General features: G+C 68.8%; 24 protein-coding genes. 11 read left to right on the top strand and 13 right to left on the bottom strand.

Annotated features, from left to right (window positions below):
* Positions 1-8: 8 nt before the first annotated feature.
* Positions 9-488 (bottom strand): FKBP-type peptidyl-prolyl cis-trans isomerase, encoded by a 480-nt coding sequence (locus NKJ07_RS10685; RefSeq protein WP_318566814.1) that lies wholly within the window; start codon positions 486-488, stop codon positions 9-11.
* A 211-nt stretch (positions 489-699) separates the two neighbouring features.
* Between NKJ07_RS10685 and NKJ07_RS10680 the strand changes: the two genes are divergently transcribed.
* Both NKJ07_RS10680 and NKJ07_RS10675 read left to right on the top strand, forming a co-directional pair.
* Positions 700-1932, top strand: coding sequence for an SPFH domain-containing protein (locus NKJ07_RS10680; protein ID WP_318566813.1), 1233 nt, complete (start codon positions 700-702; stop codon positions 1930-1932).
* Positions 1933-2038: 106 nt separating this feature from the next.
* Positions 2039-2671, top strand: coding sequence for a winged helix-turn-helix transcriptional regulator (locus NKJ07_RS10675; protein ID WP_318566812.1), 633 nt, complete (start codon positions 2039-2041; stop codon positions 2669-2671).
* A gap of 177 nt (positions 2672-2848) precedes the next feature.
* On the opposite strand, the gene NKJ07_RS10670 is transcribed toward NKJ07_RS10675, so the two are convergent.
* Positions 2849-3091: a DUF7123 family protein gene (locus NKJ07_RS10670; RefSeq protein ID WP_318566811.1), complete on the bottom strand. Its 243-nt coding sequence runs from the start codon at positions 3089-3091 to the stop codon at positions 2849-2851.
* A gap of 246 nt (positions 3092-3337) precedes the next feature.
* Between NKJ07_RS10670 and NKJ07_RS10665 the strand changes: the two genes are divergently transcribed.
* Entirely contained in the window at positions 3338-5152 is a 1815-nt protein-coding gene (locus NKJ07_RS10665; RefSeq protein WP_318566810.1) for a flippase-like domain-containing protein, read from the top strand.
* 37 nt (positions 5153-5189) lie between these two features.
* On the opposite strand, the gene yjjX is transcribed toward NKJ07_RS10665, so the two are convergent.
* Entirely contained in the window at positions 5190-5765 is a 576-nt protein-coding gene (gene yjjX, locus NKJ07_RS10660; protein WP_318566809.1) for an inosine/xanthosine triphosphatase, read from the bottom strand.
* A 304-nt stretch (positions 5766-6069) separates the two neighbouring features.
* Here yjjX and NKJ07_RS10655 point away from each other — a divergent pair, with 304 nt between their 5' ends.
* From NKJ07_RS10655 to NKJ07_RS10640, 4 genes are all read left to right on the top strand, one after another.
* Positions 6070-7059 (top strand): transcription initiation factor IIB, encoded by a 990-nt coding sequence (locus NKJ07_RS10655; protein ID WP_318566808.1) that lies wholly within the window; start codon positions 6070-6072, stop codon positions 7057-7059.
* Positions 7060-7231: 172 nt separating this feature from the next.
* Entirely contained in the window at positions 7232-8260 is a 1029-nt protein-coding gene (locus tag NKJ07_RS10650; RefSeq protein WP_318566807.1) for a DNA-methyltransferase, read from the top strand.
* 61 nt (positions 8261-8321) lie between these two features.
* Positions 8322-9029 carry a type I 3-dehydroquinate dehydratase gene (locus tag NKJ07_RS10645; RefSeq protein WP_318566806.1) on the top strand — a complete coding sequence of 236 codons (708 nt, stop codon included), beginning with the start codon at positions 8322-8324 and terminating at the stop codon, positions 9027-9029.
* A gap of 76 nt (positions 9030-9105) precedes the next feature.
* On the top strand, positions 9106-9540 hold the full coding sequence (locus NKJ07_RS10640) for a DUF7575 domain-containing protein (protein WP_318566805.1): 435 nt from the start codon (positions 9106-9108) through the stop codon (positions 9538-9540).
* Positions 9541-9553: 13 nt separating this feature from the next.
* Here the strand turns inward: NKJ07_RS10640 and NKJ07_RS10635 are convergent, their stop codons facing one another.
* The 6 genes from NKJ07_RS10635 to trpC form a co-directional block, all read right to left on the bottom strand.
* Entirely contained in the window at positions 9554-10738 is a 1185-nt protein-coding gene (locus tag NKJ07_RS10635; protein ID WP_318566804.1) for a 3-dehydroquinate synthase II, read from the bottom strand.
* A gap of 534 nt (positions 10739-11272) precedes the next feature.
* Positions 11273-12058: an SDR family NAD(P)-dependent oxidoreductase gene (locus NKJ07_RS10630; protein ID WP_318566803.1), complete on the bottom strand. Its 786-nt coding sequence runs from the start codon at positions 12056-12058 to the stop codon at positions 11273-11275.
* 80 nt (positions 12059-12138) lie between these two features.
* Complete coding sequence (locus NKJ07_RS10625) at positions 12139-12957, bottom strand: 2-amino-3,7-dideoxy-D-threo-hept-6-ulosonate synthase (protein WP_318566802.1); 819 nt, start codon at positions 12955-12957, stop codon at positions 12139-12141.
* A 30-nt stretch (positions 12958-12987) separates the two neighbouring features.
* Positions 12988-13893 carry a tryptophan synthase subunit alpha gene (gene trpA, locus NKJ07_RS10620; RefSeq protein ID WP_318566801.1) on the bottom strand — a complete coding sequence of 302 codons (906 nt, stop codon included), beginning with the start codon at positions 13891-13893 and terminating at the stop codon, positions 12988-12990.
* Entirely contained in the window at positions 13893-15170 is a 1278-nt protein-coding gene (gene trpB, locus NKJ07_RS10615; protein WP_318566800.1) for a tryptophan synthase subunit beta, read from the bottom strand. The genes trpA and trpB overlap by 1 nt, the downstream gene beginning before the upstream one ends.
* Positions 15167-16045 carry an indole-3-glycerol phosphate synthase gene (trpC, locus tag NKJ07_RS10610; RefSeq protein ID WP_318566799.1) on the bottom strand — a complete coding sequence of 293 codons (879 nt, stop codon included), beginning with the start codon at positions 16043-16045 and terminating at the stop codon, positions 15167-15169. The genes trpB and trpC overlap by 4 nt, the downstream gene beginning before the upstream one ends.
* Before the next feature lie 99 nt (positions 16046-16144).
* Between trpC and NKJ07_RS10605 the strand changes: the two genes are divergently transcribed.
* Complete coding sequence (locus tag NKJ07_RS10605; RefSeq protein ID WP_318566798.1) at positions 16145-16609, top strand: MGMT family protein; 465 nt, start codon at positions 16145-16147, stop codon at positions 16607-16609.
* 252 nt (positions 16610-16861) lie between these two features.
* Here the strand turns inward: NKJ07_RS10605 and NKJ07_RS10600 are convergent, their stop codons facing one another.
* Both NKJ07_RS10600 and lonB read right to left on the bottom strand, forming a co-directional pair.
* A complete protein-coding gene (locus NKJ07_RS10600; protein WP_318566797.1) occupies positions 16862-17710 on the bottom strand; it encodes a CPBP family intramembrane glutamic endopeptidase in 849 nt (282 codons plus the stop codon).
* On the bottom strand, positions 17711-19894 hold the full coding sequence (gene lonB / locus NKJ07_RS10595) for an ATP-dependent protease LonB (RefSeq protein WP_318566796.1): 2184 nt from the start codon (positions 19892-19894) through the stop codon (positions 17711-17713).
* Between the two features lie 167 nt (positions 19895-20061).
* On the opposite strand from lonB, the gene NKJ07_RS10590 reads away from it, so the two are divergent.
* Positions 20062-20607 (top strand): nicotinamide-nucleotide adenylyltransferase, encoded by a 546-nt coding sequence (locus NKJ07_RS10590; RefSeq protein WP_318570441.1) that lies wholly within the window; start codon positions 20062-20064, stop codon positions 20605-20607.
* Between the two features lie 2 nt (positions 20608-20609).
* Positions 20610-21389, top strand: a complete 780-nt coding sequence (locus tag NKJ07_RS10585; RefSeq protein WP_318566795.1) for an SAM hydrolase/SAM-dependent halogenase family protein — start codon at positions 20610-20612, stop codon at positions 21387-21389.
* A gap of 576 nt (positions 21390-21965) precedes the next feature.
* Here the strand turns inward: NKJ07_RS10585 and thsA are convergent.
* On the bottom strand, positions 21966-23540 hold the full coding sequence (gene thsA / locus NKJ07_RS10580) for a thermosome subunit alpha (protein ID WP_318566794.1): 1575 nt from the start codon (positions 23538-23540) through the stop codon (positions 21966-21968).
* A gap of 195 nt (positions 23541-23735) precedes the next feature.
* On the opposite strand from thsA, the gene NKJ07_RS10575 reads away from it, so the two are divergent.
* Positions 23736-24560, top strand: coding sequence for an amidohydrolase family protein (locus tag NKJ07_RS10575; protein WP_318566793.1), 825 nt, complete (start codon positions 23736-23738; stop codon positions 24558-24560).
* Here the strand turns inward: NKJ07_RS10575 and NKJ07_RS10570 are convergent, their stop codons facing one another.
* Entirely contained in the window at positions 24561-25472 is a 912-nt protein-coding gene (locus NKJ07_RS10570; RefSeq protein WP_318566792.1) for a glycosyltransferase family 2 protein, read from the bottom strand.
* Between the last annotated feature and the right edge of the window lie 29 nt (positions 25473-25501).

Raw genomic sequence — 25501 nt, 5'->3', positions numbered from 1 at the left:
GCGACCAATCAGCGCACGTCGACGATCTCGACCTCGAACACCAGGGTCTTGCCCGCAAGTTCGTGATTGAAGTCGACTTCGACGACCTCGTCGGTGATGGCGGTCACGTCGCCGTGGAGCCCGTTCTCGGCGTGGACGTGGAGCCCGATCTCCGGTTCCTGGCCCACCATCGCCTCGAACGACTCCGCGTCGTACTCCCGTACCCGGTCTGAGTCGAACTCGCCGTACCCCTTCGCGGGCGGCACCTCGATCGTCGTCTCCTCGCCGACGGACAGCCCCACGAGCCCCTCGTCGAGCCCCTCGATGACGCGTTCCTCGCCGACGGTGAACGACAGGGGCTTGTAGTCGCTCTGCTCGCGTCCCTGTGCCTCGACGAGTCCGTGCGCCTCGGCGACCTCGTAGTGTGAGGTGTCGAAGACGCCGCCGCTATCGAAACGGCCGACGTACTCGAGGACGACTGTGTCTCCCGGCTCGACGGTCGCGGTCATTGGCCGTGGTGGGTCGACCAACCGTATAAATGACCGCATCGACCGCCGTCCATCGGTCGTCGATCGTCGCGCGGAGTCGCGCCGTTCGGGGCTCCCGACGGTCGCGAACCCGCCGGTCGCTGTTCTCGGACGGCGTTTTTTCTCCGTCTGCCCCCGAACCGCCGGCCGGAATCGGGAGAACCCTTTTGCCCGGACCGCCCCAAGCCTCAGTATGGCCCTCGAAACACTCGCAGTGGTCCCCCTCCAACTCGGACTGGGAATCGCCACCTTCGCGATCGGCTTCCTCGTCCTCGTGCTCGCCATCGCGACAGTGTGGTCGATGGTCGAGATCGTCGACGCCTACGAGAAGAAGGCGCTCACGGTGTTCGGGGAGTACCGCAAACTCCTGGAACCGGGTATCAACTTCATCCCGCCGTTCGTCTCGCGGACGTACGCGTTCGACATGCGGACGCAGACGCTCGACGTCCCCCGTCAAGAGGCGATCACCCGCGACAACTCGCCCGTCACGGCCGACGCCGTCGTTTACATCAAGGTGATGGACGCGAAGAAGGCCTTTCTGGAAGTGGACGACTACAAGAAGGCCGTCTCGAACCTTGCCCAGACGACCCTCCGGGCCGTGCTCGGCGACATGGAACTGGACGACACACTGAACAAGCGCCAGGAGATCAACGCGAGAATCCGAAAAGAGCTCGACGAACCCACCGACGAGTGGGGCGTCCGGGTCGAGTCCGTGGAAGTTCGGGAAGTGAACCCGAGCCCCGACGTCCAGCAGGCGATGGAGCAGCAGACCTCCGCCGAGCGCCGTCGCCGCGCCATGATCCTCGAAGCGCAGGGTGAACGTCGCTCCGCCGTCGAGACCGCCGAAGGTGAGAAGCAGTCGAACATCATCCGCGCCCAGGGGAAGAAGCAGTCACAGATCCTCGAAGCGCAGGGTGACGCCATCTCGACCGTCCTCCGCGCGAAGTCCGCCGAATCGATGGGCGAGCGCGCCATCATCGACAAGGGGATGGAGACGCTGGAGCGGATCGGCCAGGGCGAGTCGACGACGTTCGTCCTCCCGCAGGAACTCAGCTCGCTCCTGGGTCGGTACGGCAAACAGTTGACCGGCAGCGACGTGCAAGAACAGGCCGGCCTCGACAGCCTGGAGTTCGACGAGGAGACCCGGGGGATGCTCGGGCTCGACGACATCGACGAGATCCTCGGGCAGATCGACGAGGCCGCCGAGATGGACGTCGAACAGATGGAGAAGGAGGCCGAGGCGATCAAGGCCGGCAACGTCGACGCCGATATCAAGAGCGCCGACGAAGTGGTCGCGGAGGCGGACGAGTCGGCGATGGACGCCGAGGAGGCGATCACCGAAGTCGACACCGACGGCGGCGCACCCGACCCCGACCCCGACGACGAGGACGAGGAGATGGAGTTCGACACGAACCTCGAATCCTGACCGTCTCGTCCCGCTCCGTCCGTGGACGCGGACCGACACTAGTCTCAATGTTGAGACTATACCCCGAAGCCTTTTCATCGAGTAATCACCTACCGACAGACGAACCATGGCCGACCACCCGGACGTCGACGAGGAGAAACGGTCGACGCTCCGCCGGTTCGCCGCGCTCGGCGCGGCGACGCCGCTCGTCGGCCTCGGCGGGCGGGACCAGGGTGACGACGCCGGGGCGGATGCGAGCGAGGCGCGGACGGCCATCCGCGGCTACCTGGCGACGACGCCGGGCGCACACTTCTCGAAGGTCCGCGACGACCTCAAACTCGGGACGGGCGAGACCCAACACCACCTCCGGCGACTGCTCGACGCGGGCGCCGTCGAGACGCGAAAGGACGGCGACTACCGCCGTTACTTCGCGGCGGGGCAGTTCTCCGACTTCGAGCAGGTCGCCCTCGGCTACCTCCGGCGGGGGACCGCCCGTGGCCTCCTCATCGCCCTCCTCCGTGATCCGGACGCGACCGGGAGCGAGATCGCCGCGACTCTCGACGTCTCGCGGGCGACCGTCAGCACGACCGCCAAGGAACTCGACGCGGCGGGACTCCTCTCGCGGACCGACGGCTACGCCATCCGCAACCCGGAGACGCTGTTGACGCTGCTCGTCCGCTTCGCCGACTCGTTCGGTCCGGACGCCGTTGCCTTCGCCGCCGAGGCCGCCGACCTCATTCGGTTCGATCCCGGCGCCTGAGGCGTTCGAGGCGTCTGAGCACCCGCCGAGCCCACCGGACATCAAACTCGTTCCCGCCGAGACCGACCGCTCGTCGTCGAAGAGCGAACGGAGTGGCCCGGACGCGAACGGGGCGACCGCCAGCGCGCGCTGACCGAGCGGCGGTCACCGGTCGGCGCGCGCCGAACCGCGGCGTCCTCACTGCGTGACTTTCCAGGTCGTTCCCGAGGAGTAGCCCCACTTCTCGACCGTGATGTCGAACTCGCCGTCGAGAATGGCCCGCATGTTCGCACCGACCTCCTTTGCCGAGAGCCCGAGGTCCTCGGCGATGAGTCGCGACTTGAAGTAGGTCCGCTCCCCCGCTTCGGTGCGGAGGTACTGGAGGATCCGCCGCTGTTTCGCCGAGAGGTCGGTCGTCGTCGCCTGGGTCGTCGTGCTCATACAACAACGAACGGGGGCGTCGGGCATAGTGGGTTTGGTACACGCGCTTAACACGCCGCTGTCCGTCGATTCTCGGGGTTGACGGTCGTCGTAACCGGCCGTCGACGGGACGTGTGGGTACAGTCGCCTAACGCACACGATACCCGAAACGTTCGGGACGGCTGACTGTCGAACGACGGGATCGAACCAGGGTAGGAGGCCCCTAAGTCAGAAAGTTCTTAGCCGCCGCGGAGCCACTCATGACAAATGGAGCGGCAGACGTCGGTGGAGGTGAGCGTCGTCCTCCCGGCGTACAACGAGGCGGACAGCATCGAGCACACCGTCGAGCGGACGCTCGACGCGCTCGGTGCGTTCCTTGACGGCGGCTACGAGGTCGTCGTCGCCGAAGACGGCTGCGACGACGACACGCCCGAGATCGCCGCCCGACTCGCCGACGCCGACGATCGGGTCCGACACGTCCACAGCGACACGCGCCTCGGACGCGGCGGCGCACTCGAACGGGCGTTCCGGGCCGCCGACGGCGACGTCCTCGTCTACTTCGACACCGACCTCGCCACGGACCTGAAACACCTCGAAGAGCTGGTCGAGTGCGTCCGCTCGGGTAAGTACGACGTCGCGACCGGGTCGCGCTGGTTCCCCGGGCAGATCGCCGACCGCCCGGCGAAGCGGGGCATCCCCTCCCGCGGCTACAACGAACTCGTCCGGCTGTTCCTGCGCTCGGAGCTTCGCGACCACCAGTGCGGGTTCAAGTCCTTCAGCCGCGAGGCGTTCGAGCACCTCTCCACCCGAGTGGAGGACACCCACTGGTTCTGGGACACGGAGATGCTCGTCCGCGCCCAGCGCGAGGGCTTTCGCGTCGCGGAGTTCCCCGTCGAGTGGACGGCCAAGGGGGATACGAAAGTCGATCTCGTCCGCGACGTATTCGGGATGGGGTCGCAGATCATCCGGACGTGGTGGCAGCTCACGGTCCGCCCGCGCGTGACCCGGCGCGTGACGCTCACTGCCGGCGCGCTCCTGACGGTGCTCGCGCTCGCGCTGATGACCCAGTACATCGACTTCGGTGCGGTCGTCACCGAGATGCGACAGGCCGAGCCGATGCTCGTGGCGATCGCTGCGGTCGTCTACGTCCTCTCGTGGCCGCTCAGAGGCGCGCGCTACCGCGATATCCTCGCCGAGCAGGGGTACGAGACGAACGTCGGCTTCCTGACGGGGGCGATCTTCATCTCACAGACGGGGAACCTCGTCTTCCCCGCCCGCGCCGGCGACGCCGTCCGGGCGTACGTCGTCAAGCTCCGTCGCGGCATCCCGTACCCCTCGGGCTTCGCATCGCTGGCCGTCGAACGCGTCTTCGACCTCCTGACGATCACCGCGCTCGCGGGATGCGTCCTGCTCGGCTACACCGCGACGGGACAGACCGCCGAGATCGCCCGCACCGTCACGGGTGCGGAGGGTGCCGGGCGCGTGGCCGTCACCGTCGCCTCGGTCGTCGGGCTGGCGGCGCTCGTCGCCGTCGCGGCCATCGTCGTCTCGGCTCGCGCGGAGACGAACGTCGTCCGGCGGGCGATCCATCGCGTCTCGACCGACTCGTACGCCGACTACGTCGCCGACGTCGTCGAGCGGTTCGTCGGTGACGTCCAGCGGGTCGCCGGCACCCGCGCGGGCTTCGGACGCGTCGGCCTCTCCAGCGTGCTCATCTGGACGCTCGACGTCGTGACCGCCGTCCTCGTTCTCCAGGCGTTCGACCCCGGACTGACGCTCGTGACGCTCGTCTCCGTCGGCTTCTTCGCCGTCAGCGTCGGCAATCTCGCCAAGGTCCTGCCGCTCTCGCCGGGCGGGGTCGGCCTGTACGAGGGGGCGTTCACCCTGCTGGTGGTTGGCCTGACGGGCGTCTCCTACCCGCTCGCACTTGGTGCGGCCGTCCTCGATCACGCAGTCAAGAACATCGTGACCGTGATCGGCGGCGTGGCGTCGATGCTCGCGCTGAACGTCTCGTTGACGACCGCGGTCGACCAGAGCGCGGACAGAGGCGAGATCGACGCCGAGGTCGTCCAAGACGACTGAGCCGGACGCGACCTGTTCTCCCCGCCGCGGGATCCACTTAGACGTACCGCTCGCTCAGGAACGGCCCGGCGGCGGCCGCGACCGCTGTTTCGAGGGCGTCGGTGCGCGTCACCCGGCCGGCGGTGAACACCCCGACTGCGCCCTGTTTCCTCGCGACGTCGTCGACGCCGAGGACGTCGTCCATCACGGGCCCGAGTTCCTCGCCGGCGCGGACCCGGGCGGCGATGTGGTCGGGGATCGGGAACGTTGGACCGCCGCCGTACCAGAGCCGGTCGCCGTCCGTGACGGCCGCCCACATGACGAGCGAGAGGCCATCGCCGACGGTCGCGACGGCGTCAGCACCCTCGACGCCGCGGGCCGGGTCCACCCCCTCGACGGTCGCGACGCCGGCTTCGATCCCGACGCCGAGGTCGGGCGCGTCCACCGGAGCGTCACCGGCCTCATCGAGCGCGCGCACCGCTCGCGTGGCCGCACCCCGGCGTGTCTCCACGTGTCCCACGGGCTGTTCGCTCACGCCCGAGGCGACGGCGACCGCCTCGACGGTCGCCCTGTCGAAGACCCGTGCCGTCGCGTCGCGTTTCACCGGGTTGCCGCTGCCGACCACGACTCGCATGATCGGGAGTCGCCCCGCGACGGACAAATGCGTCGCGTTTCGTCGGTGCCCACGCGGAGCGACCGATACACGCGCTGGCCCGATCCGGCCGTCGACCCCTCCGTCGGGGACGAGCGAGGGGAAAACGATCACGTATATAAATGTGTGACAACGTCTACCGTGAACGGCTGATTCGAGCCGATTCGTGTGAGTTTTCGAATCAGAAACAAAATTTTTATATACTGATGCTCCGTGGTCGAATCAACGGAACTGCTCCGGCTTTTCACATCCGCCACAGTTGCCGGGAGCACCTGCCGTCGTATCCATGAGCCAGAACGCAGACAGACGAACACGGACGAGACGCACACGGCGCGAGACACACGACGAACGAACGGACGAGTCCGAGACGAAGGGCGACTCGCTGACCTGCCCCGAGTGCTCGGGCAACGTCGTCACCGACGACGAGCACGGCGAGACGGTCTGTGCGGAGTGCGGGCTGGTCATCACCGCCGACTCCGTCGACCGCGGCCCGGAGTGGCGCGCGTTCGACTCGCGCGAGAAGGACCGCAAATCTCGCGTCGGCGCGCCCACGACGCAGACGATGCACGACAAGGGGCTGTCGACGAACATCGACTGGCGCGACCGGGACGCCTACGGCAACTCGCTGGGGACGCGCCAGCGCCAGAAGATGCAGCGCCTGCGCAAGTGGAACGAGCGCTTCCGCACGCGCGACTCGAAGGAGCGAAACCTCAAGCAGGCACTCGGCGAGATCGACCGCATGGCCTCGGCGCTGGGGCTCCCGGACAACGTCCGCGAGACCGCGTCGGTGATCTACCGCCGGGCGCTCTCCGAAGACCTCCTCCCCGGCCGCTCGATCGAGGGTGTCTCCACCTCGTGTACGTACGCCGCCGCGCGAATGGCCGGCGTTCCCCGCTCGCTGGACGAGATCGCCGAGGTCTCACGCGTCGAAAAGAGCGAGGTCGCCCGGACGTACCGCTACATCTCCCGAGAGCTCTCGCTCGAAGTGAAGCCGGCCGACCCCGAGCAGTACGTTCCCCGCTTCGCGAGCGAGTTGGAGCTCTCCGACGAGTCGAAGATGCGCGCCCGCCAACTCCTCCAGAACGCCAAGGAGCAGGGCGTCCACTCGGGTAAATCCCCCGTGGGGCTCGCCGCAGCCGCGGTGTACGCCGCCTCGCTCCTGACCAACGAGAAGACGACCCAGGCCGCCGTGAGCGACGTCGCCGACATCTCCGAAGTGACGATCCGCAACCGCTACCACGAACTGCTCGAAGCCGAAGAGCAACTCTTGGTCTGAGGCGTTCGCGGCAACGACCCCGTTTTTTGGAGCGTCCGGCGTGAGCGTCGGACCGTCACGGCTCTCCGGAGCCGTGGCCTCGCCGGTCGCCACACCGCAATCGTCCCGTCGTGAGGGTCCCGCTCGCCGGTCGACCCAAACACCTACGGGGCCGGCCTTCGACCGTCAGTCGATGCGGACCGACCACGTCCTCCGGATCGGCGACAGCGCGACGGGGATGACAGAAGAGACCGTCGACCTCGTCGTCACCTCCCCGCCGTATCCGATGATCGAGATGTGGGACGAGCAGTTCGCCGCGCAGTCGCCCGCGGTCGCGGCGGCGCTCGACGACGGACGGGGCGACGACGCGTTCGAGGCGATGCACGCGCTCCTCGACCGGGTGTGGGACGCCGTGGTCCGGGCGCTCCAGCCGGGCGGGGTCGTCTGCGTGAACGTCGGCGACGCGACCCGATCGATCGGGGGAGAGTTCCGCTGTTTCCCGAACCACGCACGGGTGACGCAGGCGCTCCGTGACCGGGGACTGAGCCCGCTCCCCAACGTGCTCTGGCGGAAGCCGACCAACCGGCTGACGAAGTTCATGGGCTCGGGGACGCTCCCGCCGAACGCGTACGTCACGCTCGAACACGAGTACGTCCTCGTCTTCCGCAAGGGCGCTCCCAGGGAGTTCCCACCGGGCGACGAGACGCGCTACGAGAGCGCCTTCTTTTGGGAGGAGCGCAACCGGTGGTTCTCGGACCTCTGGGAACTCTCCGGCGCGGCGCAGGATCGCGACGGCGACGGCCGCGACCGCGCCGGGGCCTACCCGCTGGAACTCCCGCTCCGACTGATCCGGATGTACTCGACGTACGGCGACCGGGTGTACGACCCGTTCGTCGGCACGGGAACGACGACGCTCGCGGCGATGCTCGCCGGCCGAAACTCGGTCGGACGCGAACTCGATCCCGACCTCCTCTCGGGGTTCGACGACCGGATCGCGGGGCTCCCAGCGCGCTCGCGTGATCGCGTGGCCGACCGACTCGACCGCCACCGGGCGTTCGTCCGCGAGCGCGACGACCCGCCGACGTACGAGGCCGTCCACTACGACCTCCCTGTCGTGACGAAACAGGAGCGGCAGATCCGGCTGTACGCCGTCACCGGTGTCGACAGAGCGGACGAGGGCGGCGAGGGGTGGCGCTACACCGTCTCGTACGAGCCGACATAACGGCCTCCCCCGCGCTCCCCGTGCCGCCTCGTTTTTTACCTCGCGACGCGGTGGGTCGGGTATGCCTCCCATCGACTTCGATGCGTTCGTCCTCTGCGCGTCGACGGGTGACCTCGCCGACGCGACGACCGAGACGGCACGGACGCACGCCGACGCCGTCGAGTTCCGGATGGATCTCGCGGCGGACCCGCTCGCCTCGCTCGACGACTACGACGCGCAGGCCGACACGGCGTCGCCCCTGCTGGTGACGTACCGCCCCGACTGGGAGGGCGGCGCGTTCGCGGGCGACGAGGACGACCGGCTCGACGCACTCGCCGAGGCGGCCGCCCACGACGCCGTCGGCGCGGTCGATCTCGAACTCGCCACGTTGCGGACCGACCGGGGGCGGGAGGCGGCCACGGCGGTCCGCGCCCGGGACGCGACGGTCGTCGCGTCGGTCCACGACTTCGCGGGGACGCCGGCGTCGTCGGCCCTCCGCCGGCTCCTGCACGAGGCGGCGACGGCGGGCGACGTCGGCAAACTCGCGGTCACCGCCGAGTCGCGGGCGGACGCGCTCCGGCTCTTGGAGTCGACCCACGTCGCGACGACGTGGGGCGACCGGGTGGCCACGATGGCGATGGGCGAGGCGGGGAGCCACACCCGCGCGGTCGCGCCGGTGTACGGCTCGCGGATCGGCTACGCGCCCGTCGACCCGGCGGAGGCGACCGCGCCCGGACAGTACGACCTCGCGACGCTCCGGACGCTCGTCGACGGGCTGACCGGGGGCTGACGGCGGGCGGACGGGCGTCCGACGCGGTATCCGGAGACTTAAGCGGCAGGAGAGACCTTGTGGGAGCAGGCAAACCATGTCGGATACACGTCGTCGCGCGCTCGTCGCGGTGTTGGTCGGCGTGCTCGGCGCCACCGTCGGGATCGCCGGTGCTGGGCACGCCTACCTCCGTGAGTGGCGACGGGCGATCGCCTGGTTCGCGTTCGTCCTCGGCGCGGGGCTCGTTCTCCTGTCCGTCTACTCGGACCCCGTCACTGCGGCGGAGTCCCCCTCGGCGCTGCCGATGACGGTCACGGGGCCGATCCTCGTCCTCCTCGTCCTGAGTACGCTCGACGCCTACCGCCTCGCGCTGACGGCCGGTGAGGGTGGGGACGGCGAGGGCCCGTCGTGTCCGTACTGCGGTCACGAGGTCGACCCCGAACTCGACTTCTGTCCGTGGTGTACCGAGCGGTTCGAGGAGGCCGGCGCGCCGGACCGCACGGAGGCCGGCGTCCGTGGTCACGACCCCTGAGCCGACCTCGCGGTTACTTTTCGATGATCGACTCTTCGACGGCCTCGCCGAAGTGTCGGGCCGTGTCCTCGTAGTACACCAGCACCTCGTCGCCGGGTTCGAGGTCGGTGACGGCTTTGCGGCCGTCGCGGGTGTGGACCTTGATCGTCTCGGCGTTCTGCAACAGGGTCTCGATGCGGTCCTCCCCGTCGGCGGTTTCGAGGCGGGCCTGCACCCGGAACATCGGCCGTTTCTCGATCTTGCAGCGGCCGACGATCGCCTCTCGTGTGTTGCCCTCGCTGTCGACGATCTGGACGTCGTCGCCGCTCTGGAGTTCGGCGAGGTAGCGCGTCCCGCCGTCGGGCGCACGGACGTACGCGTGGACCGCGCCGGCGTTCACCCGGAACGGTCGAGAAGCGACGTACGGCGACTCGGCGGTCTCGGCGTGGACGAAGAACAGTCCCCGACTCATCGAGCCGACGAGCATCCCCTCGTCGTGTTCCATCAGCGAGCCGGTGTCGACGCAGACGCGGTCGGCCATCCCGGTCCGTTCGACGGTCGTGACCTCGGCCCACTGGAGGTCGAGGTGTTCGCGCTCGGCGGCGTCGCGCACCTCGCAGGTCTTTCGGATCTCGTCGGGGTCGTCGCTGTCGAGGAGGACGCCGTCGGAGCCCTGTTCGAGCGTCTCGAACGCCGTCTTCGCCTCCTCGGCGGAGGTGACGCCCGCGACGAGTTCGGTCTCCTCCCCGATGCGGGCGATGAGGTTCTCCAGCGGGATGATCGTCCAGTCCTCGCCGACGACGATCGTGTGGTCGGCCTCGCGGGCTGCCTCCTCGGCGAGCCTCTCGTACTCCTTCGAGAGGATGCGGACGTACGCCCCCTGTGCGCGCCCGTCGGTGCGTCGGAGCGTGGTGAGGTCCGCCGACCCCGAGAAGTCCCCCGGGAGGTCGACAGTGCCGTCGCCCTCCGACTCCTTGCCGACGAAGTACGCGTCGGCCTCCACTGGGGGGTCGCCGCCCTCGGCGTCCATCACGTGGACGTCGACGTCGTTCCGGAAGGCAGCCACGCTCACGTCGCCGAGGTCGCGCACCCGCCCGACGTCCGCCTCGTCGACGAGCACCCAGTCGACGCCCGCTTCCAGTCCGGCCGTGATGCGGCGCTTCCGTGCCTCCCAGTCGCCGACGCTATCGTCGGCCTTGAGCCAGACGCTCCGTGTCATGAGCGCACCCACTCGATGTGTGGGCTTGAACGTGGCGAATCCGACATCCTCCGTGGGGGTGGCTGCTCACGGCACCTCGGAAGCGAACGATCGAAACGGACGATGTCTCGATCGCGAACCGACACGCACGGACGAACGAGACGCACGGCGAGCGCAGCCGAGGCGATCCTTGTGAGCGTCCGATCGGCACAACGAGGTGAGTCATGGACGAGACGGTGCCCGGTGCGACTGCACTCGTTCTCTCTCCCGAACACCGACACACGGCCTGCTCCGAGAGACCACCGTCTGTCTCCACGGTGTCCTACGCCTCTCTCTCGTCGAATCGCTCGACCAGCAGCCGGGTCGTCCGCCGGCCCCGATCCCCGCGCTCGCCGTTGTCGTCCACCGACGTGGACGGTGCCCGCTCGCGGTCGCGGTACCGTTCTTATCGATCGCCCTCGACGCCGGGCGGAACTCGATCGGGTCGGCGGCGGCGTCCCCGTTCAGTCCGTCTCCACGACGGCGGCGGGACGAGGAGACGACAACGAGACGAAATCAGAACACCTGCAGGCCGCCGTCGACCCAGAGTGTCTCGCCGGTGACGTAGCGAGCGTCGTCGCTGGCGAGAAAGAGGTACGCGCCGGCGACGTCCTCGGGCGTGGCCGCCCGGCCGAGCGGGACGTGTTTGATCACCTCACCCGACTGGACCTCCTCGGACGCGCTCTCGGTCCACCCTTCGCTGATCTCCGTCGCGACGTGCCCCGGCGCGACCGCGTTGACGCGGACCCCGTGGTCGGCGAGTTCGAGCGCCGCTCCCCGGGTGATCATCTTCACCGCGCCCTTCGTCGAGTCGTACTGGACGTGGTCGAACTGCGCGAGGTCGGCGCTGATCGAGGCGGTGTTGAGGATACAGCCTCCGACACCGCGGTCGATCATGTCCAGAGCGGCGACCTGCGTGCCGTAGAAGACGCCCTTGGCGTTCACGGCGTGGAGGCGGTCGAAATCCGCGGGGTCGAGGTCGAGGATGTTCCCGCTGACGAAGATCGCCGCGTTGTTCACCATGACGTCGACGCCGCCGTACTCGTGGGCGGCCTCGACGACGGCCTCGATCGCCGCGACGTCGGCAACGTCCGTCTCGACGTAGACGCCCCTGCCGCCGACGTCGTCGACGAGTTCGTCGGTCGGCTGTTCTTCCGCTATGTCCTTCGGGTCGCGCCTGACGTCCGCGTTGATGACCGTCGCGCCCGCCGCGCCGAACCGTCGGGCGACGGCGCGACCGATGCCGCTGGAGCCGCCGGTAACGACGACTGTCGTGTCGGAGTAGTCGTAGGAGACGTTCACAACGCCGGTTCGACCGGCGAGGGCAAAACAGCGGCGCTCCGCTCCGTCTCTCTCGGGGTCGGTGGCAGTCGCGACGGTCGTTACGCCTGCGCGCCGGCCTCTTCGGAGAGCCCCGCGACGTCGAGCGCCTCGTCCGCGGCGGCGTCGTCGTGGATGACGGCCGAGACGGCGCGCGTGATGGCTTCGGGGTCGTCGTGCTGGAAGATCGACCGCCCCATCGAGACGCCCGCCGCACCGGCGTCCATCGCGCCGCGGACGTTCTCGACGGTCTGTCTGTCGGTTCCCTTCGCCCCACCGGCGATGACGACGGGCAGCCGGGTCGACTCGACGACGTGTGCGAACGAGTCGGCGTCGCCGCTGTAGGCCGTCTTTACTACCTCCGCGCCGAGTTCCTCGGCGAGGCGGACCGCGTGGCCGAGATACTCGGCGTCGTGTTCGGGGTCGTCGCCTATGAGGTTGGCACCGCGGGCGTACGCCATCGCGAGGACGGGAACGCCGTACTCGCTCGCGGATTCGGTCACCCGGGCGAGCTCGGCGATCTGGTCGGGTTCGTAGTTCGAGCCGACGTTGATGTGGTAGGAGACGGCGTCCGCACCGGCCCGAAGCGCCTCCTTGACCGTCCCGGTGTGTCGTTTGTCGTTCGAGTCGGGGCCGATCGAGGTCGAGGCGTTGAGGTGGACGATGTAGCCCGCACCGTTCTTGTGCGGGTGGACGCGCGGGGCGATCCCCTTCTGCGTCAACACCGCGTCGGCTCCCCCGCGAGTGATGCCGTCGATGGTGGATTCGATGTCTTTCAGTCCCTTGATCGCGCCGAGCGTGATGCCGTGGTCCATCGGGACGATGAGGTAGTTGCCCCCTGTCGAGATGCGGTCGAGTCGTGCTGTGGTTCCGGGGTCCATTGTAGTGTGAGAATCTGTATCAATCGGTGGTTATGTGCGTTCCGCTTGCGGTGTCGATTGCGCCGTCTCCGCACCGCGGAGCGCCCCCTGTTTCAGTTCGCGCGCGAGCTCCTCGATCCGGGCGGCCGTCTCGGCGACGGGTGCCTCCTGTTCGTGACCCTCCGCCACGATATCGACGAGCGCCGATCCGACGATGACCCCGTCGGCACCGGCGGCGACGATGCGCTCGGCGTGGTCGCCGGTCTTGATGCCGAACCCGACCGCCTTCGGGACGTCCCACTCGGCGAGACGGGCGAGCGACTCCTCGGTCTGATCGGAGACGTCGTCGCGCGCGCCCGTCACGCCGAGGCGAGCCTGCACGTAGACGTAGCCCGACACCTGCTCCATGACCCGACGCAGGCGGTCGCCTTTCGTGGTGGGGGCGACGATGAAGACGAGGTCCAATCCATGCGCGTCGCAGGCCTCGCGGAGGTCGTCCGCCTCCTCGGCGGGGAGGTCGGGGACGACGAACCCCTCGATGCCCACCTCGGCGGCGCGTTCGACGAACGCTTCCGGGCCGGGTTCGCCCGTCCCACTCGCGGCTTCGCCGCTCGCCGCCTCCGAGGTGCGTCGCGCCTCGCTCCGCCCGTACTGGTAGATGAGGTTGTAGTACGTCATACACACCAGTGGGACGTCCACGTCGAGTTCCTCGACGAAGTCGAAAAAGCGCTCTGGCGTCATCCCCGACTCCAGCGACCGGACGATCGCCTGCTGGATCGTCGGCCCCTCCGCGATCGGTTCCGAGAATGGGAGCCCGAGTTCGATGACGTCCGCGCCGCCGCGGGCGAGCGCCTCGACGTACTCTTTCGAACCCTCGTAATCGGGGTCGCCCGCCGCGAGGTACGGGACGAACGCCGGTCCGTCGGCGAACGCCTCGGCGATCCGGTTTCCGGCCATCAGAAGCTCCCCCTGAACGCGTCCATCTCCGGCGCGTTCGGGATGTCGCGCTCGGCGGTCTCTTCGATCACGGTCTCGAGGTCCTTGTCGCCGCGGCCGGAGACGTTGAGGAGGATGGTGTCGCCGAGCGCCGCCGCTTCCTCGCTCTCCCCGTCGGCGTCGGGCCCGAGGTGGTTCTCGAGATACCCGACTGCGTGTGCCGATTCGAGCGCAGGGATGATCCCCTCCATCTGCGAGAGGCGGTGGAACCCCTCCAGTGCGTCGTCGTCGTCGACGTTGACGGGCACGACGCGGCCCTCGTCGACGAGGTACGCGAGTTCCGGGCCGACCCCCGAGTAGTCGAGGCCGGACGAGACCGAGTGCGACTCCATGATCTGGCCCTCGGAGTCCTGCAGGAGCTTCGTCCGGGCACCGTGGAGCACGCCCTCGGTTCCCGTCGAGAGCGAGGCGGAGTTGGGGGCGACGCCCGACTCCTCGTCGACCGCGAGCGAGGAGCCGCCGGCCTCGACGGCGATCAGGCGCACGTCCTCGTCGTCGACGAAGTTTGCGAACAGGCCCATCGTGTTGGAGCCACCGCCCGCGCACGTCAGCACGGAGTCCGGGAGCGTGCCGACGCGGTCGAGCAACTGCCGGCGGGCCTCCTCGCTGATGACCGCCTGGAAGTCCCTGACCATCGCCGGGAACGGGTGCGGGCCGACGACCGAGCCGATGACGTAGTGGGTCGTCTCGACCGTGGTTGCCCAGTCGCGCATCGTCTCGGAGATCGCCTCCTTGAGCGTGCCGCGGCCGATCGTCACCGGGTTCACCTCGGAGCCGTTGATCCGCATCCGGAAGACGTTGGGTCGCTGGCGGTTGATGTCGCGCGTCCCCATGTAGATCTCACACGGCATGTCGAGATGCGCCGCGGCCATCGCCGTCGCGGTCCCGTGCTGGCCCGCCCCGGTCTCGGCGATGATGCGCTCTTTGCCCATGTACTTCGCGAGGAGCACCTGCCCGAGCGCGTTGTTGAGTTTGTGCGCGCCACCGTGCAAGAGATCCTCACGTTTGAGGTACACCTCCCGGTCGTAGCGTTCCGAGAGTCGGTCCGCCCGCTGAAGCGGCGTCGGGCGACCGCCGAAGTCACGCAGTCGACGCCGGAACTCGTCCATGAAGCCGTCCTCGTTGCCGAGGACGTACCGCTCGTAGGCGTCGGTGAGTTCTTCGATCGCCGGCATCAACGCTTCCGGCACGTACTGTCCGCCGTAGTCGCCGAACTTGCCGTCCGTGTCCGTGCTCATTGTGTCTCGGGTGTCGTGTCCGCCGTCGCTGTCGTCGCGTTCTCGTCGGTGCCGTCCGTGTTCGGTTCCGCATCTGCATCCGCATCCGCGTCTGCATCCGTATCCGTGGTCGCCCGTTCGCTCCGGACGAACCGCTCCGTGTTCGTTCGAACGTCCCCGTCCATGATTGCACTACCGATGAGGAGCGCGCTCGCCCCGGCCCGCCGCATCCGCCGGGCGTCGTCGGCCGTCGTGATGCCGCTCTCGGCGACGAGCGTCAGGTCGTCGGGGGCGTCGGGCGCGACCCGCTCGAACGTCCCCAACTCGACGTCGAGACGCGCGAGGTCGCGGTTGTTGACGCCGACGATGGGCGCGCCGGCGTCGACCGCCGCTTGGAGCTCCGTGCGGGAGTGGACCTCGACGAGCGGCTGGAACCCCCGTTCGGCGGCGGCGTCGACCATCGCCCCGAGGTCCTCGCCGAGGAAGCGGGCGATCAGCAGGACGAGGTCGGCCTCGACGACGTCTAGCTGTGCCTCGTGCATGAGGAAGTCCTTCCGAAGCACCGGGACGTCGACGGCTTCCCGCACCCGCCGGAGCGCGTCGGCCGACCCGCCGAAGTGCTCGGGCTCCGTCAGCACCGAGAGCGCGGTCGCACCACCGGCGACCATCTCGCGGGCGAGGGCGACCGGGTCCTCGTCGACGAGGCCGTCGGTCGTTGGGCTCGTCGGCTTCACCTCCGCGATCACCGGCGTTCGGCCCTCCTTTTCGGTGGCGGCGACCGCGTCGGGGAACGACCGTGCGTCGACGGAGACGCGGGCGTCGCCGCCCGGTCGCTCCCGCGCGGTCTCCAGGATGGCGCGGACCGCGGGGGCCATCTCCTCGTCAGTAGCGTTCATCAGTGTACACTGATGGACTGATCTGTTCATAAGACTTGCGGGACGCGGCGGGTACGGGCGGGACGGGGGTTGAAGACGCTTCGGGGCCGACTGGGCGGTATGAGTCCCGGACCAGCCACCGACGCGGGCGTCTTCGCCCGTACGTTCGAGGGGTGCGTGGTCGAACTCGGCGTGGCGAGCGGTCGCGTCGTCGGCGTCTCCTTCCCCGACGACGTGCCCGCCGACGCCGACTCCGACCATCCACTGCTCGACCGCATCGGGGCGTACCTCGACGGCGAGGCGGATCAGTTCGACGACGTCCAGGTGGCGCTCACGGTGCCGACGAGCCACCGGTCGATCCTCGAAGCGGTCAGGAACGTCCCGCACGGCGAGACCGTCTCGGTGGCGCGGATCGCCCGTCTCGCCGGGCTGGACGACGAGGACGACGACGACCTGCGGACGGTCGAGGCCGCGCTCCGCGAGAACCCCGTCCCGCTGTTCGTCCCGGACCACCGAGTCGAAGGACCGGGGGCGACCCCGGACGAGGTCGTCCGGCTGTTGCGGTCGGTCGAGTCGGGGTCGTGACGCGCGGCGAGAGGCCGCGGTGGTGCGTGAGTCGCGCTCGCTCGTCGATACCCCGTTCGTACTCATCGTGCTCGATCCCTCCCGGACGAGACACCCCTCGACCGAGCCCGCGAGGGTTCATATCCGATCCCGCGGCCACCCCGTCGTATGTCGTGAGAGCGGCTCCGGGGTGACGCGCGACGCGACGGCACCTCACCCCGGAGGACACGCGCGCCGTCCGTCAGCCACCACGTCTATCCGAGCGACCCGCCTTCACGCCCACTCGCGGTCGATCCCTTCGTGGACGACGAACTCCAGCGCGTTCACTAGGTAGTGTGCGACGACGACGACGAGGAGGCTCCCGGTGAGGACGAACGCGGCGGCGAGGACGAAGCCGAGGACGCCGGTGACGACGACGCCGGCGGGTCCCTGTGCGCCGTGACCGAGCGCGAACGCCACGGAGGAGAGGGCCGCGAGCAGCCACGGCGAGAGGCCGAAGCCGGCCGCGAAGACGCCGACGAGCACCCCCCGGAACAGGAGTTCCTCGAAGCCGGCGATGATCGGGAGCACGACGAGCAGGAGCACCGCCCACCCTCCGAGAGACTCGGGAGCGAGCGCCTCGCGGAGCCCCTCGTCGGCACCGACACCGAGCCGTTCACCGACCGTCGCGCCGACCTCGTTGGCCACGTACAGCCCGCCGCCGAGGGCGACTCCGACGCCGACCGTCACCGGCGAGACGACGGGGGCAGAGACGCCGAATGCGGCGATCGGGATCTCGGTGAACCACGCGCCGGCGAGGAGCAAGAACCCGAACGCGCCCTGTGAGACGGCGACGTTCGCGAGCAGCGCGGTCGTGGACAGCTGTGGCTGTGTCGCGTTGACGCGGCCGGCCGGGTTCGGCCCGTCGAGTTCGGGAGCCGACCCGGCGGCCGTCGCGTCCGGCCGTGTGGCGACGTCGTCGTGAGCCAGATCCGCGACGCCCGGATCGACCGAACCCGGCTGCGGCCGGGTCGACCGGGAGGGAGGCGCGTCGCTCACGGCGGACTTCGACGCGTGGGCGAGAAGGAGGAGAAAGAAGAGGACGACGCCCGCGAACCCGGCGAACGTCGCCCAGTCGGGCATCTACTGTGGGCTGGGACTCGACGGACCGCGGACGCCCTTCTTCGGGAGCGCGGAGCCGGTGATCGTCTTCAGCCGGTCGACGAGCGAGTCCTTCTCGGGTTCGCCCTCGAGGGCGACGTCGAGCACCTCGCTGATGTGCGAGACGGGGATGATCTCGACCATCTCCTTGTACTCGTCTTCGATCATCACGTCCTGCTCGTTCGCCGCAGGGATGATGACCTTCTCGCAGCCGGCTTTCGCCGCGGCCTCGATCTTGTGCGTGACGCCGCCGACGGGGAGGACGTCACCGCGCACGGAGAGCGAGCCAGTCATCGCGATACCCTGATCGACGGGGATGTCCTCCAGCGCCGAGATGACCGCCGTCGCCACCGTGATCGACGCGGAGTCGCCGTCGACGCCCTGCTGTCCGGTCTGGACGAACTGGACGTGGACGTCCATCTCCGAGAGGTCCTGATCCGAGAACTTCTTGATGATCGCGGAGACGTTCTGGACCGACTCCTCGGCCATCTCCTTCAGCTGCCCCGTGGCGATGACCTGGCCGGGCCCCTGCGAGGGGGTGACCTCGGCCATGACGGGGAGCATGATGCCGGAGTCTTGGCCCATGACTGCGAGTCCGTTGACACGGCCCGTGACGAAGCCCTCGTTGACCGAGAGCTCGTAGTCCTTGCGCCGCTGGATGTACTCGTCGGCTATCTGCTGCTCGATCGAGCGGGCGCGACCCTTCGCCTGGAGGACGTGATCGCGCGTCGTGAACTCCGCGTCCTCGGAGCGGGCGATGTCGCCCGCCACTCGAACGAGCCCACCGAGGTTCCGGAACTCCAGCGTGAGGTGGCCCTTGCGACCCGCACGGCGTCGCGCCTCGAGGATGACCTCTTCGACCGCGTTCTCGGTGAAGTGCGGCAGGCGGCCGTCGTTCGAGATCTCCTGGGCCACGAAGCGCGCGTACTTGCGGCGCATCTCGGGGGAGTCCTCGATGGTGTCGTCCATGTACACCTCGTAGCCGTACCCCTTGATACGACTCCGAAGGGCGGGGTGCATGTTCTCCATCGCGTCGAGGTTCCCCGCGGCGACCATGACGAAATCGGTGGGGACGGGCTCGGTCTGGACCATCGCGCCCGAGGACCGCTCGGACTGGCCCGTGATCGAGAACGCGCCCTCCTGGATCGCCGTCATGAGGTGCTGCTGGGAGCGGATGTCGAGCGTGTTGATCTCGTCGATGAACAGCACGCCTTTGTTGGCCTTGTGGATCGCGCCGGGCTCGACGCGGTCGTGGCTCGGCGTCTCCATGCCGCCCGACTGGAACGGGTCGTGGCGGACGTCGCCGAGCAGCGCGCCCGCGTGGGCACCCGTCGAGTCCTCGAACGGCGCGGTCGTCTGGTCGGCGTTGTTGACGATGAGGTTCGGGATCATCGCGTCCCCACTACGAGAGCCGTAGCGGAACGCGAGGTAGATGATCCCCGCTGCGAGGATCCCGAGGAGGATCTGCCCGGCGATGATGAGCGAGTAGCCGAGCACGATCGCGATGATGATCCACATGAGGAACGAGCGCATCTGGTTCCGCTTGCGCGCCTCCTCCTTGTGGGCCTCAACGATCTGCTCGCCCTTGCCCGACGGCACGGTCCGGACTTTCGGCTTGTTGCCGTCGTCGGGGTTGTGGTAGACGAGGACGTCCTGGAGTTCCTCCTTCGGGAGGAGCTCGGACATCGCCTTGGCCAGCATCGACTTGCCGGTCCCCGGCGACCCGATCATCATCACGTGACGCCGCTGCTTGGCGGCCTTCAGGACGACGTCACGGGCGTGTTCCTGGCCGATGACCTGGTCGACGAGCCGATCCGGGACTTCGATCTCCTGCGTCGAGTCGATCCGGAGCCCGCCGAGCAGGTCGTCCTCCGAGGGGTTCTCCTCGATGGTCGCCTCGCCGTCTACCTCGACGTCGACGGAACTGCCGAGTTCGTCGAGATCGTCGATGGTCTGTTTCTCGATCTCATCGGTCTCGCGCCCCTGCGTGCGCTCGTCGTGCCCTCGTTGGCGCTCGCTGTCGTCGTGCCCTCGCTGGCGCTCGTGGTCACGCTCGCGCTCGCGCTCGTGAGACTCCGACGGAGTCTCCTCGGAGGCGGACGAGTCCGAGTGGTCTGCACCCCCGCGATCCGGGGGTGTGTCGTCGGTTTCCATGTCGTTGCTCATAGAAGCGTTGCTACTCTCAACCAGGGTCGCGCGACTGATATACTTTCTCCCCAACGGCACGTCCGGCACATCACTGATAAACGGATGCTACGGCCGCTATACCGTCCGGAGACGCCGTTTGCGTCGACTCGCCGCCTTTATAAAAGATGGCCGAGAATCATACGCTCATGCGGGGGTTCTACATCGGGCGGTTCCAGCCCTATCACAACGGCCACCACAGGATGGTCGAGGAGATCGCGGCCGAGGTCGACGAGCTCGTGCTCGGGATCGGCTCCGCCGGGGACTCCCACGCGCGACGAAACCCCTTCACCGCCGGCGAGCGCATCATGATGGTCACCAAGTCCGTCGCCGACTTCGACGTTGTCACCTACGCCGTCCCTATCGAGGACCTCGACCGGAACTCGGTGTGGGTGAGTCACGTCCAGTCGATGTCGCCGACGTTCGACGTGGCGTACTCGAACAATCCGCTCGTCATCCAGCTGTTCCACGAGGCGGGGGTCGAAGTACGGCAGTCGCCGATGTTCAACCGCGACGTCCTCGAGGGGACCGAACTCCGCGAGCGGATGATCTCCGGCGGCGACTGGAAGTCGCTCGTCCCGCCCCCGGTCGTCGACGTCATCGACGAGATCGGCGGCATCGAACGCATCCAGCGCGTCTCCGACTCCGACACGAACAGCGAGGCGGGGCGCGACGCGACCAGCGATCCCGAGTAGCCGTGCTGACGCTGAGTTCGGACTTCGGCTCGCCGTATCCGGCGGCGATGCGCGGCGTGCTCCTCTCGGACGACCCCGGAGCGAAACTGGTCGACGTCGCCCACGATCTCCCACGCCAGGACGTCCGCGCCGCCGCCTTCTGGACCCGGTTCGTCCTCCCGGAGTTCCCGCCCGCCGTCCACCTCCTCGTCGTCGACCCCGGCGTGGGGACCGATCGCGCCGCGCTCGTCGTCCGCGCGGGCGACCACGCGCTCGTCGCCCCCGACAACGGCGTCGCGATCCCGGCCGCGCGGGTGCTCGCGGCCGCGGACGACGCCGCCGTCGAGGTGTTCGCGTACGAGTACGACACCCCGGCCTCGAACACCTTCCACGGCCGCGACGTGTTCGCTCCCGCCGCCGCGGCCGTCCACCGCGTGGGCGTGTCGGCGGCGGAGACGCTGGACCGCGTCGTTCCCACCGACGACTACGTCGACCTGCGGCTCCCGACGGCGACGGTGGAGGACGGATCCGCACGCGGCGAGGCGCTCGTCGTCGACGACTTCGGCAACGTGATCACCAACGTTCCCGGGTCGTTTCTCGCCGGCGTCGACGACGGTACCCGGGTCCGGGTGAACGGCGAATCCGCCCCTGTCGGCACGTCGTTCGCGTCGGTCGAGTCCGGGGAGCGGCTGGTGACGGTCGGGAGCCACGGCAACGTCGAGTGCGACGTGAACCGGGGAAGAGGGGACGAGGCGTTCGGACTCTCCGTCGGGGACGAGGTCAGAATCGAGCAGATCCGGTAGTCGGGAAGTGTCGCGGTCCGTTCGATCGGATGCCACGCATGGGGACGGGGACGGATCGACGACGACACCGAGACGGATCGACGACGACACCGAGACGGACCGGAGACGCCGAACGGCCACCAGGGCGGTGTGACCTCGTCCTCCCCAGCCGATTCGCTCTCCTTCCAGTCGGTCCGCTCATCCCTCGCGCGAGTCCCTCAGCTTCGCTCGGTCCCGCGCGCCGGCGGCCTCGACGGTTCGGGGGCGCGTGACGTCGCGGCCGATCCGGCCGTGACTCACGCGTGAGGGCTGACTGAGCGACTGAACGGAGTGAAGGAGCGAAGGAGTCGGCTGGGGAGGCTCGTGGCTTCACCGCCCTGGCCCTCGCTTCTTCGGTACGTCTCCCGCTCACAGCGTCGCTCCTTCGGGCCGTTTCGATCGGTGGACACGAAGACTCTTGCTCGCCGTCCCTCGCTCGAGCGATCGCTTCTCAAAAGAGTCCGTTCATGACTCGATCCAATCGAGCAGCCGTCCCGATCGTCCCAAGAAAAATACAGGCGAAAATCCGACCAGAGGCGCCTCTATCGGGCGAGCCGATTACTCCGCGGCGATGACGTCGTCGATGCGGAGGATCATCGTCGCGGCTTCGGTGGCGCTCTCGACGGCCTCGCGCTTGACCGCGGCGGGGTCGAGGATGCCGTGCTCGACGGGATCGGCGATCTCGCCGAACTGACCGGTGGCGACGACGCCCGCACGACCCTCGTTCTCGAAGCGGGCGCGGAGGTCGACGAGCGCGTCGATGGGGTCCATCCCCACGTTCTCGGCGAGCGTGCGGGGGAGCGCCTCGACCGCGTCGGCGAACGCCTCGGCCGCGAGCTGCTTGCGGCCCTCGATGCCGGCCGCCTCCGACCGGATGTGGTCGGCGATGGCGATCTCGGTGCAGCCAGCACCGGGGACGACGCCGCCCTTGTCGATCGCGGCGACCGTGACGTCGATGGCGTCGTTGATCGCGCGCTCAAGTTCGTCGACGACGTGTTCGGTGCCGCCGCGCAGAAGCAGCGTCACCGACTTCGAGGCCGCGCCGCCCTCGACGAACGTGAGTTCGTCCTCGCCGTACTTCTCGATCGAGACCGAGTCGGCGTGGCCGAAGTCGTCGGAGTCGATGTCGGTGAGCGAGCCGAGCCGCTTCGCGCCCGTCGCGTGGGCGAGCCGGCGCGCGTCGGACTTCTTCACGCTCTTGAACGCCAGGATGCCCTCCTTGGCGAGGTAGCTAGCGACGCGGTCCGAGATCGACTTCGTGCAGAAGACGACGTCGACGCCGGCCTCCTTCAGCGAGGTGGCGTACGACCGGAGCTCGTTCTCCTCGGCGTCGAGCGCCGCGGTGAGCTGGTCGACGCTCGTGATGTTGTACTCGGTGTCGGCCTCGGCCTTGCGGACGTCGAGCTTGACGTCGACGACCGCCACGGTTGCGTCCTCGACGGAGCGCGGCATCTCGTCGTTGACGGGCTCTTTGTCGATGATGACGCCCTCGACGAGTTCGGTCGCAGATGAGGACGCGCCCGTCCGCGTGTGGACGTCGACGTCGTCGCGGTCGAACCGCTCGTCGTCGTGTACCATCCGGACCGCGCGAACGACGTGTCCCGCGAGGGTGTCGGCGGTGACGTCGCCGGTCCCCTTGCCGGTCATGGAGGATTCGGCCACCTTCACGAGGAGGTCGTCGTCGAGGTCGACGTCGAGTACCTGCCCGTCGATGGCCTCTTGGGCGAGCCGAGCGGCCTCGGTGTACCCCTCGACGATGACCGTCGGGTGGATGTCGTCTTCGAGCAGGTTCTCGGCTTTCGCGAGCAGCTCCCCGGTGAGGACCGCCGCAGTCGTCGTTCCGTCACCGACCTCGTCCTCCTGGGTCTCGGCCACCTCGACGATCATCTGCGCGGCGGGGTGCTCGATGTCCATCTCGTTGAGGATCGTCGCCCCGTCGTTGGTGATGACGACCTCTCCCGAAGAATCGACGAGCATCTTGTCCATGCCGCGGGGACCGAGTGTGGTCCGGACGGCGCTGGCGACCGCTCGGCCCGCACGGATGTTCGAGTCCTGTGCGTTCTGGCCGCGGGTTCGCTGGGTGCCCTCTGCGAGTATGAACAACGGCTGACCTTGCTGCATGCGGGATGCCATGAGTAATCAACAGAATCATGGATTGCAGTTCTATATATACGTTTCGCCCCTCTGCACCGCAAAACCACACGACTGCGTAGCATACGACACGTGTGCGCGACTGACACACGTTCGGGTTCGCCCCCCTTTCGGCGTCGGCCGCACCGTCGGCCGACGGGGGTATCTTATTCCGGACCGCCCCCGTCGTGTAAGACGATGCTGGAACTGGAACACGGCTTTCGCGTGGTCGACGTCCGCGCCCAACTCGACCCCAACGGCGTAGCGAGCGCCGTGTTCGGTCGCGACGTCGGGCCCGAACGGCTCGAACGGGAGTTCCACCAGGCCGGCGTCGTCTCGGCGGTCATCGCAGCCGGGCCTCGGCCCGCCGGGGAGGGGTACCTCCGGGCGAACAACGCGGTGGCACGGCTGAGCGTCGACCGTCCGTTCGTTCCGCTCGCACGACTCGACGGGCCGCGCGACCCCAGTGACCGACCGGCCGCCCGGCTCCGGAACCTCACGGCGTCCCGGCAGTCTCACCACGCCACGCCCGACGACGTCGAGCAGTACGGCTACGGCGATCGGTTCTACGGCTTCGCGCTCGACCCCGCTCGCGACGGACTCCCGGACGCGGAGACGCTCGACCGACTCGACGACGTCGGACTCCCCGTGGTCGTCCGGGCCGGGACGGCGTTCCCGCCGGCGGCCGTCGAGGCGACGCTCCTCCGGCGCTCGTTCCCGGTGGTGTTGGAGAGCTTCGGCGGCTTCCCGCTCGACCGCGAACTGATGCGGGCGGCGATCGACCTCCTCGACCGGTACGAGCGGCTCTACGTCGAGACGAGCTTCGTCCGCTACCGGGGGGTCCTCGAACAGGGGTTGCTCGAACATCCCGACCGCGTCCTCTTCGGCTCCGGCGCGCCCGAGTCACACCCGAACGTCGGGGTGATGGAACTGTTGACGCTGGACGTGCCCGAAGACCTCATGCGCCGGGCGTTCTCGAAGAACGCGGTCCGCGTCTTCCCGGCGCTGTCGCCCGGCGAGTGACTACGTCGACGACCGGCAGTCGTACTGGGCGACCGCACGGTCCGTCCGGGTCGAGACGCCGCGGGGGTTCCGCGTCGGGGTCCGGTCGCGTGCGCGGGCGACGAGGCCGTCTCGGGCACCGATCGTCATCCCGACGACCACCCCGCGGCTCGTCCCGAACCACGAGGTGGGAACCGCCTCACCGACGACGACGTCCCTGGCGGTCGTGTACGCGTCGGAGCCGGCGTGTCGGAGAGTCCGGCGGGCGACTTCGGGTCTGAGGCCGTAGTTCTTCACGAGACGGTACGCGAGCGCACGGTACTTCCACTCCCAGTCGCGGGACTCGACGCCCCCGTCCGTCTCGTGTTCGAGCGAGACCTGCATCGCCGGCTCCCAGACGACGTCGTAGTCGAGCCCAGCGAGCCGGTGGGCGGCGTCGCGTGCGCCGCCCGTCTCCAGGTACTCGTCGAAGCCGTCGAGGTCGTCGAGAACCGAGGCCCGAAACGCGACGTTGCCGCCGTCGAAGTACGAGACGTCCCGCTTGCAGATCCGCCGGCGCTCGGGTTCGTCGGCGGTCCGCCCGCCGTAGACGGGTCGCTGCGTCGGCCCGGTGACGACCGGTCGGTCGACCAGCCGCTCGGAGACGGCGTCGGCCCAGCCGGGTTCGACGGCGAAGTCGTGGGCGAGAAAGGCGACCGCGTCGCCGCTGGCCGCCTGAATCCCGGCGTTGCGCGCGACGTTGAGCGTCCGCGCGGAGAGTTCGACGAGCACGTCGACGTCGCCGCGGTCGCGCACCATCCCGGTCGTCCCGTCCGCCGAGGGGCCGTTGACGACGACGACCTCGACGTCGGGGGCGTGCGCGGCCAGCGAGTCGAGGCTGGTCGCCAGCCGGTCCCGCCCGTTGAGGGTCGGGACGACTACCGAGAGGTCCATAGCGGTCGGTCGGCGAGCGGACACTTAAA

The sequence above is a fragment of the Salinigranum marinum genome (genome assembly GCF_024228675.1).
Lineage (GTDB): Archaea > Halobacteriota > Halobacteria > Halobacteriales > Haloferacaceae > Salinigranum > Salinigranum marinum.
Note: the sequence above shows the minus strand (reverse complement) of the source record. Positions and strands in the feature narration are given on the sequence as shown.

What these genes read in the sequence shown, in the direction of transcription:
- NKJ07_RS10685 (WP_318566814.1), bottom strand. Translation starts at nt 488, where the DNA reads ATGACCGCGACCGTCGAGCCGGGAGACACAGTCGTCCTCGAGTACGTC.
- NKJ07_RS10680 (WP_318566813.1), top strand. Translation starts at nt 700, where the DNA reads ATGGCCCTCGAAACACTCGCAGTGGTCCCCCTCCAACTCGGACTGGGA.
- NKJ07_RS10675 (WP_318566812.1), top strand. Translation starts at nt 2,039, where the DNA reads ATGGCCGACCACCCGGACGTCGACGAGGAGAAACGGTCGACGCTCCGC.
- NKJ07_RS10670 (WP_318566811.1), bottom strand. Translation starts at nt 3,091, where the DNA reads ATGAGCACGACGACCCAGGCGACGACGACCGACCTCTCGGCGAAACAG.
- NKJ07_RS10665 (WP_318566810.1), top strand. Translation starts at nt 3,338, where the DNA reads ATGGAGCGGCAGACGTCGGTGGAGGTGAGCGTCGTCCTCCCGGCGTAC.
- yjjX (WP_318566809.1), bottom strand. Translation starts at nt 5,765, where the DNA reads ATGCGAGTCGTGGTCGGCAGCGGCAACCCGGTGAAACGCGACGCGACG.
- NKJ07_RS10655 (WP_318566808.1), top strand. Translation starts at nt 6,070, where the DNA reads ATGAGCCAGAACGCAGACAGACGAACACGGACGAGACGCACACGGCGC.
- NKJ07_RS10650 (WP_318566807.1), top strand. Translation starts at nt 7,232, where the DNA reads ATGCGGACCGACCACGTCCTCCGGATCGGCGACAGCGCGACGGGGATG.
- NKJ07_RS10645 (WP_318566806.1), top strand. Translation starts at nt 8,322, where the DNA reads ATGCCTCCCATCGACTTCGATGCGTTCGTCCTCTGCGCGTCGACGGGT.
- NKJ07_RS10640 (WP_318566805.1), top strand. Translation starts at nt 9,106, where the DNA reads ATGTCGGATACACGTCGTCGCGCGCTCGTCGCGGTGTTGGTCGGCGTG.
- NKJ07_RS10635 (WP_318566804.1), bottom strand. Translation starts at nt 10,738, where the DNA reads ATGACACGGAGCGTCTGGCTCAAGGCCGACGATAGCGTCGGCGACTGG.
- NKJ07_RS10625 (WP_318566802.1), bottom strand. Translation starts at nt 12,957, where the DNA reads ATGGACCCCGGAACCACAGCACGACTCGACCGCATCTCGACAGGGGGC.
- trpA (WP_318566801.1), bottom strand. Translation starts at nt 13,893, where the DNA reads ATGGCCGGAAACCGGATCGCCGAGGCGTTCGCCGACGGACCGGCGTTC.
- trpB (WP_318566800.1), bottom strand. Translation starts at nt 15,170, where the DNA reads ATGAGCACGGACACGGACGGCAAGTTCGGCGACTACGGCGGACAGTAC.
- trpC (WP_318566799.1), bottom strand. Translation starts at nt 16,045, where the DNA reads ATGAACGCTACTGACGAGGAGATGGCCCCCGCGGTCCGCGCCATCCTG.
- NKJ07_RS10605 (WP_318566798.1), top strand. Translation starts at nt 16,145, where the DNA reads ATGAGTCCCGGACCAGCCACCGACGCGGGCGTCTTCGCCCGTACGTTC.
- NKJ07_RS10600 (WP_318566797.1), bottom strand. Translation starts at nt 17,710, where the DNA reads ATGCCCGACTGGGCGACGTTCGCCGGGTTCGCGGGCGTCGTCCTCTTC.
- lonB (WP_318566796.1), bottom strand. Translation starts at nt 19,894, where the DNA reads ATGAGCAACGACATGGAAACCGACGACACACCCCCGGATCGCGGGGGT.
- NKJ07_RS10590 (WP_318570441.1), top strand. Translation starts at nt 20,062, where the DNA reads ATGCGGGGGTTCTACATCGGGCGGTTCCAGCCCTATCACAACGGCCAC.
- thsA (WP_318566794.1), bottom strand. Translation starts at nt 23,540, where the DNA reads ATGGCATCCCGCATGCAGCAAGGTCAGCCGTTGTTCATACTCGCAGAG.
- NKJ07_RS10575 (WP_318566793.1), top strand. Translation starts at nt 23,736, where the DNA reads ATGCTGGAACTGGAACACGGCTTTCGCGTGGTCGACGTCCGCGCCCAA.
- NKJ07_RS10570 (WP_318566792.1), bottom strand. Translation starts at nt 25,472, where the DNA reads ATGGACCTCTCGGTAGTCGTCCCGACCCTCAACGGGCGGGACCGGCTG.